A 15,408-nucleotide genomic window follows, 5' to 3' on the forward strand; every position below is an offset into this window, starting at 1 on the left:
GTGGTTAGCATAGGCATAACAAACTGTTTAAGAGTGATTCGCAACGCGTGGCATTTTTATTATGCGTTGGTTTTAGTGGTTAAGGTGGTATGCGGCGGCTTCGGTATTGCGTTGCTCACACCTTAACAGGGCGTTATGTGCTTACCCCAAAACATATAGTATAATGTTCGCTTTGTTGCTTAACTAAATTTACGATGAATATTGTTGTACATGTGCATGATGGTGTAGCAAAGCACGGCTACGAAATGGGAACTCGACAAGCATGGAAATGTGGAGATAAAGCTCATGAAGTGTATCGAGTTCTAGGTGTCATCAAAGGTCAGGTAGTAAGTGTTATTGAGGACGTTACCGCTGAATTGTCTACGTTCGACAACAACCCAGAACATCATTCCGGTAGCGATGGTCGCTATATATTCTTAGGTGGGAAGTGCTGGAACGAGAAGGAAATCTTTGCTCCAGATATGCCAAAGTTTATGTTCAAAAAGATTAAAGGCTTAAACCAAGGACATCGTTATTTAAGTGATGCTGAACTTGAAGCGAGTTTGTCATAACGGGTTAGTACGCACATAACAAACTGTTTAAGAGTGATTCGCAACGCGTGGCATTTTTACTATGCGTTGGTTTTAGTGGTTAAGGTGGTATGCGGGAGCTTCGGTATTGCGTTGCTCACACCTTAACAGGGCGTTAACTGGCACTTTGTAGCCATCTGTCTCATCCCATTCTTTTTATTCAAGTATTCTTGATGTGAATCATGGTGCTATGTGCTTTTTTGAATATTATCAGCAATCAATATGTAAAGCATTTTAAGAATGGAGAGAAAAAATGTTTTGTAGTGGTTGTGGAAAAGAGATTCACGAAACGGCTAGAGCTTGCCCTAGTTGCGGAGCTCAACAAAAGGGTGTCCAAGGCGAAAAAAGTAGAATTGCAGCAGCACTTTTAGCGTTCTTTCTCGGTGGGTTCGGGGCACATAAGTTCTATCTAGGTAAGATTGGTCAAGGTATTCTGTACTTAGTATTTTGTTGGACGTTGATCCCTGCAATCATCGCTTTTATCGAGTTTATTATTTACCTCTGTGAATCAGATGAGAAGTTTGAAACAAGATATCAAAACTAACGAATCAAGTTAGTGTTTGCGAGCCAACTTAACTTTCGCATAGGTCGTTAGGTTAGCCAGTTAACAATCTGTTTAAGAGTGATTCGCAACGCATGGCATTTTTGCTATGCGTTGCGTTTTTGTGTTTAAGGTGGTTTGCGGCGGCTTCGGCATTGCGTTGCTCACACCTTAACAGGACGTTAGTTACCAACGAGGAAAACTCAGCTAATGCAGAATATTTAGGGTTAATGTCCGTGTATTGTTGGCTAGGTTGCCGTATTTCAATTTCTAGCGATTTGGGTTTGTCAAAATCGTGTTTTAGTTTCTTGTGTGGTTTGGGGTTTCTGTTTCAGAAGCCGATTTACTTGTTGAAAGCTCGCTCTGTAGCATTGTCTTTCCAAAAGAGCTCTTAGGTTTTGTCAGTCCGCTTTCTACGGCGTTTTGTGTTCCAAGTGGTTTCAGTGACAGTCGCTTTGAAACTGCGCCTGATTTAAGTTTGCCAAAACACGTAAAGTTCGTGTTGGCAAAGCGGCAATTAACTTCAAATCAAAGCGTTAGGCTTGGCAACTAACAAAGCATTCAAGAGGGACAGTCAACGCGTGGCGAGTTTAATTTAAATCTTGGCATCTGCGTTTACGGTGTTAAATTGAAGTTTGGCGGTAGCGCGTTGCTGCCCCTTAATGCGGCGTTAGCTTTCAAGGAGGAAAATTGAGCTCAAGTGACTATATCAAAGAGGTTCGTTCTAAGGTTGGAACAATGTCACTTCTTATCCCCGGCGTTGCGGGTGTCATTTTAAATGAAAACAAAGAGCTACTACTTCAGCAAAAATCAGATGGCACATGGAGCCTTCCAGCCGGAATGATTGAACCTCAAGAGTCGCCAGTGCAAGCATTGATCAGGGAAGTTCGCGAGGAAACAGGTTTGGCTGTAAAAGTAGAACGCCTACTTGGTGTATTCGGCGGTGAGGGTTTTGGTTTTACATACCCAAATGGTGATCAAGTTGAATACACAGTCATCATGTTCAAATGTGTAGTAGAAAGTTGTTCTCAATCCGCACTTGATGATGAAATGGTATGCCTTAAATGGTTTTCAAAAGGAAATATGCCAAGGCTTGAGCTGCCTTACCCGTTGGATTGTTTGTTTGCAGAAAATGATTCAGCGTACTTCGTTGGCTAGAAAGCTAACAAATTGTTCAAGAGTGATTCGGCACGCGTGGCATTTTTACTATGCGTTAGGTTCAGTGGTTAAGGTGGTATGCGGTGGCTTAGGTATTGCGTGCCTCACACCTTAACAAGGCGTTAGCAGCTTCCAAGTAAACGATAGATAAGAGGTTATCGGTGTTTGAAATTCCTAATTTTAAGCCTACAGAAGAAGATGTGATAAGAAACTCTAAATTAGAGACTCTCTATAATCACACCTTCGAGAAAGGTAGGTTTTTCCAAGTTATTTTCTCTGACGAGAAAGAGTTTCATATTCAGCTAGCTCCTCGGACAATGATGAAAGTTGTCTATCTGAAAGAAAAAGATGACATTGAGGGCATTAAGCTATGCAAGTTAGTCAGCGGTCAGGAGAAGCAAGTTATTGAACTTTCCAAGTTCAATATGCAGCAATTGAAAACGTTCTTGAATTTCATTCAAGAACTTGATTTGAAGGGGATAGCAGAGCGACGTATTAAGCTATCCGATGATTCAATGGATGTGCTTGATGCCGAGACAAAACAGAAAATAACCACACTACTTTCAGGTTCTGATGGTGGAGAAGTTGTTAGGGATTTATTGTCGCAAGGAATGATCACTACTCAGGATCTTGTGAATACGGGTTATCGGAAGTCACAGTTAGAAATATTCAAAAAACTACTGTCGTCAAACTATCTACCTCAGTATAAAGTCGATATCGGTAAGCCAAATACAAAAGACGAGACTGCATGGCAGCATTTCTTCGCGGTGAATCAATGGATATTCGGTTATGGTTTAGACTACCGATTCCAAGGTGTCTTACAAAAGGAGTTTCACGCGTCTGATACTAATGCGGGTGGCAGTGAAGGTGTTATTGCAGATTTCTTAATGGGTGACAATAAATTCACAACGTTTGTCGAACTTAAGTTACCTACAACCCCATTGTTTGGAACTGCTCAAAATAGAGCGCAGAGTTGGAAACTATCAAAAGAATTGATGGAAGCTTACTCACAAATTCTGGAACAAAAAGCTAGCGGAACGCTCAAGATTGAAACAACTCGAGATCTATATGCAGACGATTACAGCGAAATAAATCAGAATGCTTATGACTCGAAAACGGTTCTAATTGTTGGCAACTGGGCACAGGTTGATAATGCAGCGGAGCCCCCAGGCATCAAAAAAATGAAGCGCAAAACTCTCGAACTTTTCCGTCGAGACTCTCGAAACGTAGAAATCATTACCTACGACGAGTTATTTGAAAGAGCATCATTCATTGTTCTTAATGAGCATAGAGCAAACAAATAGAACGCTGCTAACAAAGCATTTAAGAGTGATTCGCAACGCTTGGCATTTTTGCTATGCGTTGCGTTATGTGTTTAAGGGGGGATGCGGCAGCTTCAGTATTGCGTTGCTCACACCTTAACAGGGCGTTAGCATACTTTGATAGGAGTTCAGATGGCTACGATAGTCGAACAAATTGTTAATCGTGAAATTGACTCGGTCATCGTGTACGAATCTGACCAAGTTATAGCTTTTGCAGACCATGATCCAATCAACTTTGGGCATATTTTAATTTGTCCTAAGACTCAATACCGTACTTTCATTGACCTGCCTGAGTCTGTGTTTTTTGAGATCACCGACGTTGCAAGAGATTTATATAAACGTATAGAAGCTAAGTTCAATCCCGATGGTATCGGCTTTATGCAAAACAATGGAGAGACACCTCATTTCAACGAGCTCGATCACTACCATTTGCATATTTTCCCTAGGTTTCATGGCGACCAGTACGGTTGGGTTAGTAGTGAACTTGGAATTCAAACTATGGATAAACTAAGAGAATCACTTAAAGATCTATGAGCATTGAAAAAGTATGCTAACAAATTGTTCAAGAGTGATTCGGCACGCGTGGCATTTTTGTCATGCGTTGGTTTTAGTGGTTAAGGTGGTATGCGGTGGCTTAGGTATTGCGTGCCTCGCACCTTAACAAGGCGTTATATGCCATGAGGACAAATTAAATGTTCGAAAGCGTGTTTTTGAACGAGATTTTAAAGTCAGAACTGGCTAATAGAAATGTCATTTTAGAGAAAGCTGAATGGCCACCTAAGTGTCGCAGGCTTATCATATTGAAGTACCGATTCTCTCAGCAATATAGTCTTGCGACTTACCGTGAGGTGAAAGACCCACATTATTGGTTCTCTGAGTACGTCGATGGGAATGAATGTTTAGCTTGTAAGTTTGAAGTCCTGAATTAGCAGGCTTGTTGATAACATCATTCATTGAAACCTGTGACTAGGCATATAACAAATTGTTTAAGAGTGATTCGGCACGCGTGGCATTTTTACCATGCGTTGATTTTAGTGGTTAAGGTGGTATGCGGAAGCTTCGGTATTGCGTGCCTCACACCTTAACAAGGCGTTAGCTTAATCTCCAAAAAATCAGAATCTTATAGCAAGTGTTTAGCTCCGAACTAAACCGAAATATTGAGATCTGGGAATGTTTTATCTTGTGCTCGTCTTGTGCCTAACTAAACTGTAGCGGTTTGATATTAAGGCAGTGCAAATTCAAGTATCGCCTCGTTTAGGTGTAAGTGACAAAGTCCTCGTGTGAAATCAGCAATTCAAATGTCAGTTTTTGTGTGTGAAGTTCCGTGAGTCTCCACGCTCGGCGGTTTTAGCATGGTGCAAGGTAATTCAAAGCTCAAACCTGTAAATTCGGCTCAGTGGTATGTCTCAAGTTCATACTTCATGGCGCAGTAGGGTCAGTTTTTTGGTATACAATGGTTTGCATGAAATAAGCTAACAAGGCGTTCAAGAGGGACAGTCAACGCGTGGCGAATTTGGCTCCAGTCTTGGCATTTGTGTTTGCGGTGGTAAATTGAAGTTTGGCGGTAGTGCGTTGCTGCCCCTTAACGCGGCGTTAGCTTACTCTCTAATAATCAGAATCTTATAGCTAATGTTTAGCGCCGAACTAAATCGAAATATCGTGCTCTGGCAATATTTTATCTTGTACTCGCCTTGTTCTTATCTAAGCTGTATCGGTTATCGGTTATCGGTTATCGGTTATCGGTTATCGGTTATCGGTTATCGGTTAGATATCAAGGCGGTGCAAATTCAAGTATCGCCTCGTTAGGTGTCAGTGACAAAGTCCTCGCGTGAAATCAGCAATTCAAATGTCAGCTTTGGTGTGTGAAGTTCCGTGAGTCTCCACGCTCGGCGGTTTTGGTTTAGTTCAAGGTAATTCAAAGCTCAAACCTGTAAATTCGGCTCAGTTGTCTGTCTCAAGCTCCTACTTCATAGTGTAGTAGGTCAGTTTTTTGATATGCAATGGCTTGCATTAATTAAGCTAACAAGGCGTTCAAGAGGGACAGTCAACGCGTGGCGAGTTTGGCTCAAGTCTTGGTGTTTGTGTTTTCGGTGGTAAATTGAAGTTTGGTGGCAGTGCGTTGCTGCCCCTTAACGCGGCGTTAGTATTCAGGAGGAAAATTAGTGCTTCATCAGATAGACAAATATCAGTATTCTGCTTGTAACATTAAATCCAAACATATTACCGTATTGATTAGGAACCCAAGTCCTTTTGCTGGTGTAAAACATCAAAAGCGTAAAGAGTTTATTGCTGGGTTAATCAAAGGTTGGGCAGTTGGTCCATTTTTAGCTTCTATGGATGAGTTTTCTCGGCATACGATCTGTTTAAACTGTGGGATCAAAACGATAGAGAACTGATAAGTAAGACTTCTTTCTAAGTTAGGTGTAACAGGTTGGGTCTGAATACTAACAAACTGTTCAAGAGTGATTCGCAACGCATGGCATTTTCATCATGCGTTAGTTTAAGTGATTAAGATGGTATGCTGCGGCATCGGTATTATGTTGCTCACACCTTAACAGGGCGTTATGTTCTCTGGGCTAGGAAGGGATATGGAAACAGTTAAAATGCTAGATTTGGGGTTTTCTACTGCAGATGCAGAATATCCTGAAATCCATCAAGAAGAAGGCGATTTAAGAGCTGAGTTTAAAGATTGGCAGGAAAAAACGGTAAAACTATATTTTACCGATTACGTCGCATGCAAGTGGCAGATGGTATTTGATTTACTTGAGGGAGAGCGAGACGACAGCTGTTATGAAATATGCTCATCTCTTTGGCTCAAGCAACATGTCCAATCAGAAATAATCAATTGCGACGAAGGCTACAAGCACTTTCGGCTTAACTTTAATGAGTTAGGGCAACTTGATGTAATTGCGTTAAACATTGTTGTACGAACATAACAAACTGTTTAAGAGTGATTCGCAACGCGTGGCATTTTTACTATGCGTTGGCTTATGTGTTTAAGGTGGTATGCGGAGGCTTCGGCATTGCGTTGCTCACACCTTAACAGGGCGTTATATGCTTTCAAAATCTTTGAGCAAAAGGGAGTTTAAAATGATTCTAAATCACGTCTCAGTTGGCGTTTCAAATGTGGCATCTGCCGTGGTTTTTTACGACTCAGTTCTATCCGCTTTGTCCATAAAACGTTCTCATTGCATCGAAAATGTAGCGGCTGCCTACGGCGAAAATTTTGAGTTTTGGGTTGGTTGTCCATGTGAAAATCGTGCATCTTCAGGTAATGGTACTCACATTGCTTTCAATGCGCCTAATCAAGATGCCGTTGACCAGTTTTATGCTACCGCATTAGAGCTTGGTGGTTCGTGTGCAGGCAAGCCAGGTTTGCGTCCTGAGTACGGTGAAACTTACTACGCGGCGTTTGTCCGAGATGTTGATGGAAACAAACTTGAAGCAGTCTTTGTGTAGTTGAAACTACGCATATAACAAAGCGTTCAAGAGGGATTCTCAACGCTTGCTGGTTTTGGTTCAAAGTTTAGCTTTTGTGTTTATGGCACAATGGTTTAATTTGGGTGGCATTGCGTTGTTCACCCCTTAACGCGGCGTTAGGCGCAGTAAGAAATTTCTTGGTTCAAATCTCTAATTTCTCTTTGGCCATCTGTTCTTCTTTTTCGGCAATTTGGCTTTATCTAGCCAAGTTCTTGAATCACTCAACCCGTAAAACATGCCAAAGTTTGCGGGTTGCCTCACTCAGTTTTGTAGCCAGTTTGTTGTTAGTTTCTCTGGATCAAGTCGCTTCAATTTTGTCTGTCTTCGAAATACGTTTATTGGCTGAAATGTTGTTCTGAAAGTTAGCCTTTTCAAATTCCATTTTTATGTGCTGAAAAGCCAATTTCTTTGGTGTTTTGGTTGCAGTGGGCTTCAGAGACTTAGCCGCTTTAGCATTGGGGTTTTAATTAAGTTCAGTGGATTACGTGTATTTCTTTTTCCCAAAGGGTGGTTTTCTAAATCCAATTTTAACTATTTGCGTGAAGCGCCTAACAAAGCATTTAAGAGTGACTCACAACGCTTGGCGATCTCAGTTTAAACTTGGGTTTAGTGTTTAAGGTGCAATGGTTTGGGTTAGGTGTTTTGCGTTGTTCGCACCTTAATGCGGCGTTAGGCTTTTCATCAAATGAGGTGATATTTGGAACTAATATGTAGAATTCTCGCTTGGGACTGGGGTGAAATCATCCAGCTTCTCACAGGTGTTGGCACATTCGTTATTGCTTGGATAGCAATGTCTACTTGGAAAAAGCAGCTTAAAGTGCAGAAAATTACAGGGTTACTCGATGAGTTGACTGATGCTGTTCATGAATTCGTCCAACATATTAGCGTGCCGACTCAGCACCTCCAGTATATTCGAATAGCAATCGATAGCATGCAATATGACATGGAGTTAAATCTTGAATTGAAACATCCTCAATTAGTTCGATATATCGAAAAGTCAGGGGCTGCGGCTGCTCTACAACTGAAAGACAACTTAATACCTTGTAATGCATCAGTGCATAGAATTCGTTCGTTAATTGTTAAAGCTCAGGTATTCGAAATTAGAGACTTCGATAAATGTTTTAATGCTTGCCAAATGTTGGTGTGGCAACATGATCGACTATGGGCTATTTACTCAATATTGTGCAGATCGGGTTTAAACTGGGAACACCCTGATGTTATAAAACAGTTAGGTGAAATTGATAAGATTACGCATGTAACGATCGAACAAGCTTTAAAGATAAACCAAGTTGTCTTTCTGGAGTTTGTCAAAGCGACATACGGTGAACAGTACAAAGCCTAACAAACGCTTTAAGACGGATTCGCAACGCTTGGCGGTTTTGGTTTTATTTAGCTTTTGTGTTTAAGGTGTAATAATTGAGTGTTGTGGTAGCGTTGCTCACCACTTAAGCGGGCGTTAGCTCAAACATGGAAGTTTAGTGGGATGTTTAAATTTTTGTTTCATACAAATCAAAGTGCAATCGGATATATTGCAAAATCATACTTATTGCACGCGTGTGTAACTTTTCCTCTTGTTTTTCTTGCATCATATATTTGGAGTTCAGAGTTTGCAGCTATGGAGGGCAGGCAACAGGAGTCGTCACTACTATTTCTGGTTATTATTGGTCCAGCTATCGAAACACTTCTAATGATACCAATACTGAAGTTTATACAAATGTTAAAGTTAGAAGTGTTGATGACATCAGTGGTTAGCGCGCTTATATGGGGAGTGTTGCACACTTTGAATAATGTGCTGAACGGCTTTGGCGTTCTATTTTTGTTCTTCATACTTTCTATATCTTATTTAACTTGGCGTAAAAAATCATTTAGGGCTGCATTTTTGGTTACTTTGGGGATCCATGCTTTGAATAATGCAGTGGTATTTGTTTAAGCTAACAAAGCGTTTAAGACAGATTCGCAACGCTCGGCATTTTCAGTTCAAGTTGAATTTTGTGTTTACGGTGGATTGGTTTAGGTTAGGTGGTGGCGTTGCTCACTACTTAACGCGGCGTTATGTGTTTACGAGGTAATAATGATTGATGCACGTCTAAAGCAATATTGGCTGGATGAACTTAAAGCCTCAGCACATTTTCTAGAGGGACTTTATCGCTCTGGAGAGTGGAGTGAACGGCTAGAATATGAGGTTGAAAAATCGATATTTGTTGGGTTTTACGCTATTCGGAAGTTACAGGAAAGCGGGCATTTGGATCAACGCGTATCCAGCCTGAATTGGACATTAACAGCTTATCCTTCTTGCGAAGAAGCTAAATCAGAAAAATGGATTCGTAATTACAATCACAGCAAGGGCTTTGCTAAGCTGTTTAGCCTAAAGAAAATGTGCCACCAATTTGTTCATAGCGTTCACTTTTCGCCATTTGTGCCTGATGAGAGCTTCTGTGTGGGGTTCTATTTTGTTTCTGACTATGACAGTAAGAAAGAACTGTATTACATTCAATTGGTTAATGTTCTCAATGTCTTCTTAAGCGTGGCAAGCGGGAAGAATGTTAAGCTAAAAATTGATCATAGTGAGAATAGTCTTTCTGTCAATTTAGCCAACACATAACAAACTGTTTAAGAGTGATTCGCAACGCGTGGCATTTTTACTATGCGTTAGTTTTAGTGGTTAAGGTGGTATGCGGGAGCATTGGTATTGCGTTGCTCACACCTTAACAGGGCGTTAGGCCTTAAAAAGGAAATAGTAAGTGAAGTGGTTTAAAAATATCTTCAGAAGAAAGCATAAGAATGAAGCTGAAGACTTTGTTGAAGAGTTCAATGATTATCAGCAGTCTATTCGTGATGCTGGGACTAACAATGGTCGCCATTACACGGATACCCCAGAACTGGTGAAGCAATTAAAGAGAGAAGGCCGGTTTGACGAAGCTATTGAAATTCTCCTTGAGTCAGTTGAGTTAACAGAAAAAGAATCAAAGTTTGCTGGTGAAGGTTGGGGTGTTGCTCCTTGGTACTATGAACAATTAGCCATCATTTATCGAAAACAGAAGCGTTATGACCTAGAAGTAGCCATTCTCGAGCGTTATTCATCTCAGCCTAAAGCTCCTGGAGTTGGACCAGCCAAATTGTCTGAAAGACTTGAAAAAGCAAAACAGCTATTTGAAAAAAGTCAGGCCTAACAAAGCATTTAAGAGTGATTCGTAACGCTTGGCAGTTTCGCTTCGCTCAAGTATAGCCAAGCGCCACTCACACCTTAATGCGGCGTTATGCGACAAGGCAAAATTTCTAGGTTTCTTTAAATTTAATCTCTTTGGCCATTCGTTTTTGGGTTTCGGCAAATCAGCATTTTCGGCTCAAATTCTTGAATCACTCAAACCGCAAAACATGCCAAAGTTCGTGAAGTTTCCTCATCGAAAATCGTATTTGGTCTTGGAAAGTTTTTCGGGCGTAAAGTGTGGAAAGGGCAAGTTTACGGAAAGTCGGTGCTTGCTGAAATTTCGGCTCATTAAATTTCTCGCAAGCAAAAGCTTATTCTTCGCTTTAATGTCGCGTTCCGTGCTTGTGGCGGTCTTTATACAAAATGTTGACTCCGTTGGTTCTTGAATCACAAAAAGTTATCTACGCGTTTGTGGTTTTTCGTGTTTAAGGTAATGTTTTCGCAAGCCAATTTAGCATTGTCGAAAAATCGCATAACAAACAATTTAAGCAGATTCGCAACGCGTGGCAGTTTTGGTTTGCGGTGAGTTTTGTGTTTATGGCGCAATGCGGTGGCTTTTGTAGTGCGTTGCTCACTACTTAATTGGGCGTTAACTTTTTAATCATATAACGAGGCAATATGGATATAAATATTATCCCTTATCTTACTGTTATTACTGCAATTGTTGCAGGCTATCTTACGTATATTAATCAGTTAAGGCTTAAAACGTTCGAGATTCTCTACGCAAGAAGAACTGCTGTACTTGCAGATGTTGAAGTATATTTAAAAAATTTATATATGCTCCAAGGTGAAATTCAAAAAGAAGATATGAGTGAGAATCTTGAAAAATATTTTCGTGAATACTTTCATGAGGGGCTAATTCTGTATCATAAGGTCAAAGGCGCAAACTTTGGTGGAACAGCCACTATAATGGCTGATACTTTCTTTTCAGTTGTAAATGAGCCCTTAACTAAAGGGACGATGACAAAAGAGGAAGCTAAAGACTGGATTGCAAGAACAATTAATGGACTTTCTGCTCTCTATGGCTTTTCTCATAGTCAACTTACCCGAGAGTTAGATGAGATGGCTTTTTCACCTATATCGCGACTGATCAGAAACAGAAAAGGGAAAGTTAAGTTGGCAAAAAAAAGTTAACAATCTGTTTAAGAGGGATTCGCAACGCGTGGCATTTTTACTATGCGTTGGTTTTAGTGTTTAAGGTGGTATGCGGCGGCTGTTGTATTGCGTTGCTCACCCCTTAACAGGGCGTTAGGCATCAAAGGTTACAAATGTACAGCTCGATATTGATAATATTGTTTGGTCTTTTGGTATCACTTGGTGCAGTTTCGGGTACTTGCACACAGGGAGATGATGGGCGTTTTTATGCTTCGATAATGTATGGCTCAGTACTGTTCATTCTCATCATAGTCAGGCTTCTTCGAGAAAATAGAGGTTCAAAATTTATATGGATTACGCCCTTAATTGCTTTGTTGGTAACTTATTTCTGGGCTCCTTTTGTAATTGAAACGACCATTGAAGGTCATCATTTGTGTGGCAAAGAATTTGATTATCATTTGGTAGAGTCTGATGTTTGGTATAGAGGCATACCGATGCTTCATATTGTTCTCTCGTTGGTTATTTTCATGCTTTCATTTTGGAAGTTAATTAGGTGCAAAACGGGTAAGTAGTTTGTGGTGACAAGATGCCTAACAAACTGTTCAAGAGGGATTCGCAACGCGTGGCATTTTTACTATGCGTTGGTTTAAGTGGTTAAGGTGGTATGCGGCAGCTTCGGTATTGCATTGCTCACCCCTTAACAGGGCGTTATGTACTTTATGGAATATATCAAATGGTAAAGAATTGTAATGACATCAAAGAGGCTAAGCTTTTTGGTTTTAGTAACATCAAAGAGTTTAGACGTACTCGGACACTCTTGGGTTCTCTTATCATTGAAGTTAGAAAAGGTAATAAAAAAGCAGAATATAAGTTGAAGAAAAGCCTGCTTTAAAAAAATTATGTGAGCACTTAGCGCAGACGTCGAACCTAGATTCGTATCAATCTAAAATATCTCAAAAAGAATTTGCCATGTTTAGAGGGCACAAAAAAATGGATTCTATTCAAATCGTTCAATCTGGTGGTGCACCTGGGCTAGGTAAAAAAGCGTGACGGTTCGTACGTACATAACAAAGCGTTTAAGACAGATTCGCAACGCTTGGCATTCTCAGTTCAAATTGAGTTTTGTGTTTAAGGTGTAATGAATTGGGTTAGGTGTAGGCGTCGCTCACTACTTAACGCGGCGTTATACGCTTTATGGGAAATGATACACAAAGGACGTTATGAAGTTATCTGAGTTACAAAGTCATATAAAAGAATTCGATTATGCGCCAGAGCAATCTGAACACTATTTTTTAAAACTAATCGAAGAAGTTGGCGAATTATCGGAATCTATTCGCAAAGGTAAAAGTGGGCAACCAACGCTAGATGAACTTAAAGGTTCAATCGCAGAAGAGTTATATGACGTCTTGTATTATGTTTGTGCTTTAGCCAATATTCACGGTGTAAACCTTGAGAAAACGCATGAACTAAAAGAAGTATTGAACAAGGTTAAGTACAACCGATAGAACGCGTATAACAAATTGTTCAAGAGGGATTCAGCACGCGTGGCATTTTTACTATGCGTTGGTTTTAGTGATTAAGGTGGTATGCGGTGACATCGGTGTTGCGTTACTCACCCCTTAATTGGGCGTTATGTTCTAGGAGGAAATTCATGATTAGGGAAATCACAAAAGCCGATTTTGAGTCGTTTTGGCCAACATTTTCAGCGGTAATTCAGGCGCAAGAAACTTATGCCTTTGACCCAAATATGACGCTAGAACAAGCCTTCGCTTTATGGTGTGAATCTCCCCTGAAAGCTTTTGCTTTCGTAGAAAATGACGTTGTACTGGGCTCTTACTACATCAAGCCAAATGCAATGGGGCCAAGTAGCCATATATGTAATTGTGGATACATGGTTTCTAGCGAAGCTAGAGGTAAGGGCATTGCACGCCTTATGTGTGAACATTCTCAGGAAGCAGCTCTAAGACTTGGCTTTGATGCCATGCAATTTAACAGCGTGGTCTCTACCAATGAAGTTGCGGTGAAGCTTTGGGAGAAGCTAGGGTTTCAAATCATAGGTACAATTCCCAAGGCATATAAGCATGCTCATCTAGGGTTAGTTGATAGCTATGTCATGTACAAATGGCTACGAACATAACAAAGCATTTAAGAGTGATTCACAACGCTTGGCATTTCTCATTCTTTCGTTGGTTTTGTGTTTACGGTGGTTAGGTTAAGTTTCGTGGTAGCGTTGCTCACACCTTAATGCGGCGTTAGTACTGGATTGGCATCAACAGTAAAATTTCTGGTGTTTATCGGTTTCTTTTCCTAGCTTTACACTTGGTCAAATGTGCCTTTCACGTTCTTTCCGGTGGCACTATATGAGTTGTGTTCGCTTTGATTTCACCGTTTACGGTTCCTAACTTTTAGGCTATTTCGTTGGCGCGGCTTCTTTTGTGTGGTTGGTTTTTTGCTATAACTTTAGTTCTTTGGCGCGGCTTCTTTTGTGTGGTTGGTTTTTTGCTATAACTTTAGTTCTTTGGTGCGGTTGTCAAAGTTGGATGACCGAATCCTTTGCTAATTTAAAAATGGTCGAAATAGGCTAGCTTGGCGTGTTTTTCTTCTAGCCAACTTACGTTTGAGGTTGAGTTCTAGTTTGTCAGTTGTCCCTTCAGTTTCAGCGTTTTAAGCCTCAAGTTTCGTGCTATATTTCAATATCTTGGTGCAAACAAAAAGGTTTAGAGGCAGCGTACTAACAAACAATTCAAGAGGGATTCGTAACGCGTGGCATTTTTACTATGCGTTAATTTTAGTGATTAAGGTGGTATGCGGTGACATCGGTGTTGCGTTACTCACCCCTTAATTGGGCGTTATGTTCTAGGAGGAAATTCATGATTAGGGAAATCACAAAAGCCGATTTTGAGTCGTTTTGGCCAACATTTTCAGCGGTAATTCAGGCGCAAGAAACTTATGCCTTTGACCCAAATATGACGCTAGAACAAGCCTTCGCTTTATGGTGTGAATCTCCCCTGAAAGCTTTTGCTTTCGTAGAAAATGACGTTGTACTGGGCTCTTACTACATCAAGCCAAATGCAATGGGGCCAAGTAGCCATATATGTAATTGTGGATACATGGTTTCTAGCGAAGCTAGAGGTAAGGGCATTGCACGCCTTATGTGTGAACATTCTCAGGAAGCAGCTCTAAGACTTGGCTTTGATGCCATGCAATTTAACAGCGTGGTCTCTACCAATGAAGTTGCGGTGAAGCTTTGGGAGAAGCTAGGGTTTCAAATCATAGGTACAATTCCCAAGGCATATAAGCATGCTCATCTAGGGTTAGTTGATAGCTATGTCATGTACAAATGGCTACGAACATAACAAAGCATTTAAGAGTGATTCACAACGCTTGGCATTTCTCATTCTTTCGTTGGTTTTGTGTTTACGGTGGTTAGGTTAAGTTTCGTGGTAGCGTTGCTCACACCTTAATGCGGCGTTATGGCGCAGGGCGAAAATGGACAAAATCGTAGAATTAATTAAACAAGATCCAATAAGAGTTGAGGCACTTGCACATGTGTCCCAACTAGGCTTGCCCCAATGCTATATTGCTGCAGGTTTTGTTCGAAACTTAGTTTGGGATTCATTGCATAATTTCAATGAACCGACGCCTTTAAATGATGTCGATGTCATCTACTTTGATCCGATAGAATCTAACTCCAGTGCCCACTTGGATTACGAAGAGCTTCTTAAAGCCCGCATGCCCAAACTTAACTGGCAAGTGCGTAATCAAGCGACAATGAATGAGCGTAATGGTGATGAACCCTATCAAAGCTCGTTGAATGCAATGAGTTACTGGCCAGAAAAAGAAACAGCGGTTGCTGTTCGTCAAGTAGGGTCAAATAAGTATGAGTGTATTGCTGCTTTTGGCTTTGAATCCCTATTTAGTTACTGGGTCACACATAATCCTAAAAGGTTACGAGAAACCTTTGAAAATCGTGTAAGTTCAAAAGGGTGGCTAGTTCGGTGGCCATCTTTGAGAATTGCGCCATAACAAAGCGTT

Annotated in this window: 17 protein-coding genes; all 17 read left to right on the forward strand. The window is 40.7% G+C overall.

What is annotated here, in order from left to right:
* Positions 1 to 194: 194 nt before the first annotated feature.
* The 17 genes from R7P69_RS23705 (at position 195) to R7P69_RS23785 (ending at position 15,399) form a co-directional block, all read left to right on the forward strand.
* The gene (locus R7P69_RS23705; protein ID WP_020198239.1) at positions 195 to 551 is read left to right on the forward strand and encodes a hypothetical protein; all 357 of its coding nucleotides are present in this window, start codon (positions 195 to 197) and stop codon (positions 549 to 551) included.
* Between the two features lie 271 nt (positions 552 to 822).
* Positions 823 to 1,113: a TM2 domain-containing protein gene (locus R7P69_RS23710; protein WP_053306455.1), complete on the forward strand. Its 291-nt coding sequence runs from the start codon at positions 823 to 825 to the stop codon at positions 1,111 to 1,113.
* Between the two features lie 687 nt (positions 1,114 to 1,800).
* Positions 1,801 to 2,268 (forward strand): NUDIX domain-containing protein, encoded by a 468-nt coding sequence (locus R7P69_RS23715; RefSeq protein ID WP_025768909.1) that lies wholly within the window; start codon positions 1,801 to 1,803, stop codon positions 2,266 to 2,268.
* A gap of 161 nt (positions 2,269 to 2,429) precedes the next feature.
* A complete protein-coding gene (locus R7P69_RS23720; protein ID WP_238952006.1) occupies positions 2,430 to 3,572 on the forward strand; it encodes a Shedu anti-phage system protein SduA domain-containing protein in 1,143 nt (380 codons plus the stop codon).
* A gap of 150 nt (positions 3,573 to 3,722) precedes the next feature.
* Positions 3,723 to 4,124, forward strand: coding sequence for an HIT family protein (locus tag R7P69_RS23725; RefSeq protein ID WP_023585550.1), 402 nt, complete (start codon positions 3,723 to 3,725; stop codon positions 4,122 to 4,124).
* 1,628 nt (positions 4,125 to 5,752) lie between these two features.
* Positions 5,753 to 5,986 carry a hypothetical protein gene (locus tag R7P69_RS23730; RefSeq protein WP_238952003.1) on the forward strand — a complete coding sequence of 78 codons (234 nt, stop codon included), beginning with the start codon at positions 5,753 to 5,755 and terminating at the stop codon, positions 5,984 to 5,986.
* 192 nt (positions 5,987 to 6,178) lie between these two features.
* A complete protein-coding gene (locus tag R7P69_RS23735) occupies positions 6,179 to 6,526 on the forward strand; it encodes a hypothetical protein (RefSeq protein WP_053304305.1) in 348 nt (115 codons plus the stop codon).
* Between the two features lie 154 nt (positions 6,527 to 6,680).
* The gene (locus R7P69_RS23740; RefSeq protein ID WP_229619628.1) at positions 6,681 to 7,049 is read left to right on the forward strand and encodes a VOC family protein; all 369 of its coding nucleotides are present in this window, start codon (positions 6,681 to 6,683) and stop codon (positions 7,047 to 7,049) included.
* Between the two features lie 718 nt (positions 7,050 to 7,767).
* Positions 7,768 to 8,412 carry a hypothetical protein gene (locus tag R7P69_RS23745; RefSeq protein WP_238952002.1) on the forward strand — a complete coding sequence of 215 codons (645 nt, stop codon included), beginning with the start codon at positions 7,768 to 7,770 and terminating at the stop codon, positions 8,410 to 8,412.
* 141 nt (positions 8,413 to 8,553) lie between these two features.
* Positions 8,554 to 9,000, forward strand: a complete 447-nt coding sequence (locus tag R7P69_RS23750) for a hypothetical protein (protein WP_238952001.1) — start codon at positions 8,554 to 8,556, stop codon at positions 8,998 to 9,000.
* Positions 9,001 to 9,141: 141 nt separating this feature from the next.
* Positions 9,142 to 9,672 (forward strand): hypothetical protein, encoded by a 531-nt coding sequence (locus R7P69_RS23755; RefSeq protein ID WP_054702813.1) that lies wholly within the window; start codon positions 9,142 to 9,144, stop codon positions 9,670 to 9,672.
* A 139-nt stretch (positions 9,673 to 9,811) separates the two neighbouring features.
* The gene (locus R7P69_RS23760; RefSeq protein ID WP_238952000.1) at positions 9,812 to 10,240 is read left to right on the forward strand and encodes a tetratricopeptide repeat protein; all 429 of its coding nucleotides are present in this window, start codon (positions 9,812 to 9,814) and stop codon (positions 10,238 to 10,240) included.
* A 656-nt stretch (positions 10,241 to 10,896) separates the two neighbouring features.
* Positions 10,897 to 11,412: a hypothetical protein gene (locus R7P69_RS23765; protein ID WP_140358469.1), complete on the forward strand. Its 516-nt coding sequence runs from the start codon at positions 10,897 to 10,899 to the stop codon at positions 11,410 to 11,412.
* Between the two features lie 1,181 nt (positions 11,413 to 12,593).
* Positions 12,594 to 12,878, forward strand: coding sequence for a MazG nucleotide pyrophosphohydrolase domain-containing protein (locus R7P69_RS23770; RefSeq protein WP_017448465.1), 285 nt, complete (start codon positions 12,594 to 12,596; stop codon positions 12,876 to 12,878).
* 146 nt (positions 12,879 to 13,024) lie between these two features.
* On the forward strand, positions 13,025 to 13,510 hold the full coding sequence (locus tag R7P69_RS23775) for a GNAT family N-acetyltransferase (RefSeq protein WP_222717014.1): 486 nt from the start codon (positions 13,025 to 13,027) through the stop codon (positions 13,508 to 13,510).
* Positions 13,511 to 14,243: 733 nt separating this feature from the next.
* On the forward strand, positions 14,244 to 14,729 hold the full coding sequence (locus tag R7P69_RS23780; protein ID WP_222717014.1) for a GNAT family N-acetyltransferase: 486 nt from the start codon (positions 14,244 to 14,246) through the stop codon (positions 14,727 to 14,729).
* Positions 14,730 to 14,862: 133 nt separating this feature from the next.
* A complete protein-coding gene (locus R7P69_RS23785) occupies positions 14,863 to 15,399 on the forward strand; it encodes a nucleotidyltransferase family protein (protein WP_238951973.1) in 537 nt (178 codons plus the stop codon).
* Positions 15,400 to 15,408 lie beyond the last annotated feature (9 nt).

Source organism: Vibrio sp. 661 (assembly GCF_033339315.1).
Taxonomy (GTDB): Bacteria; Pseudomonadota; Gammaproteobacteria; order Enterobacterales; family Vibrionaceae; genus Vibrio; species Vibrio alginolyticus.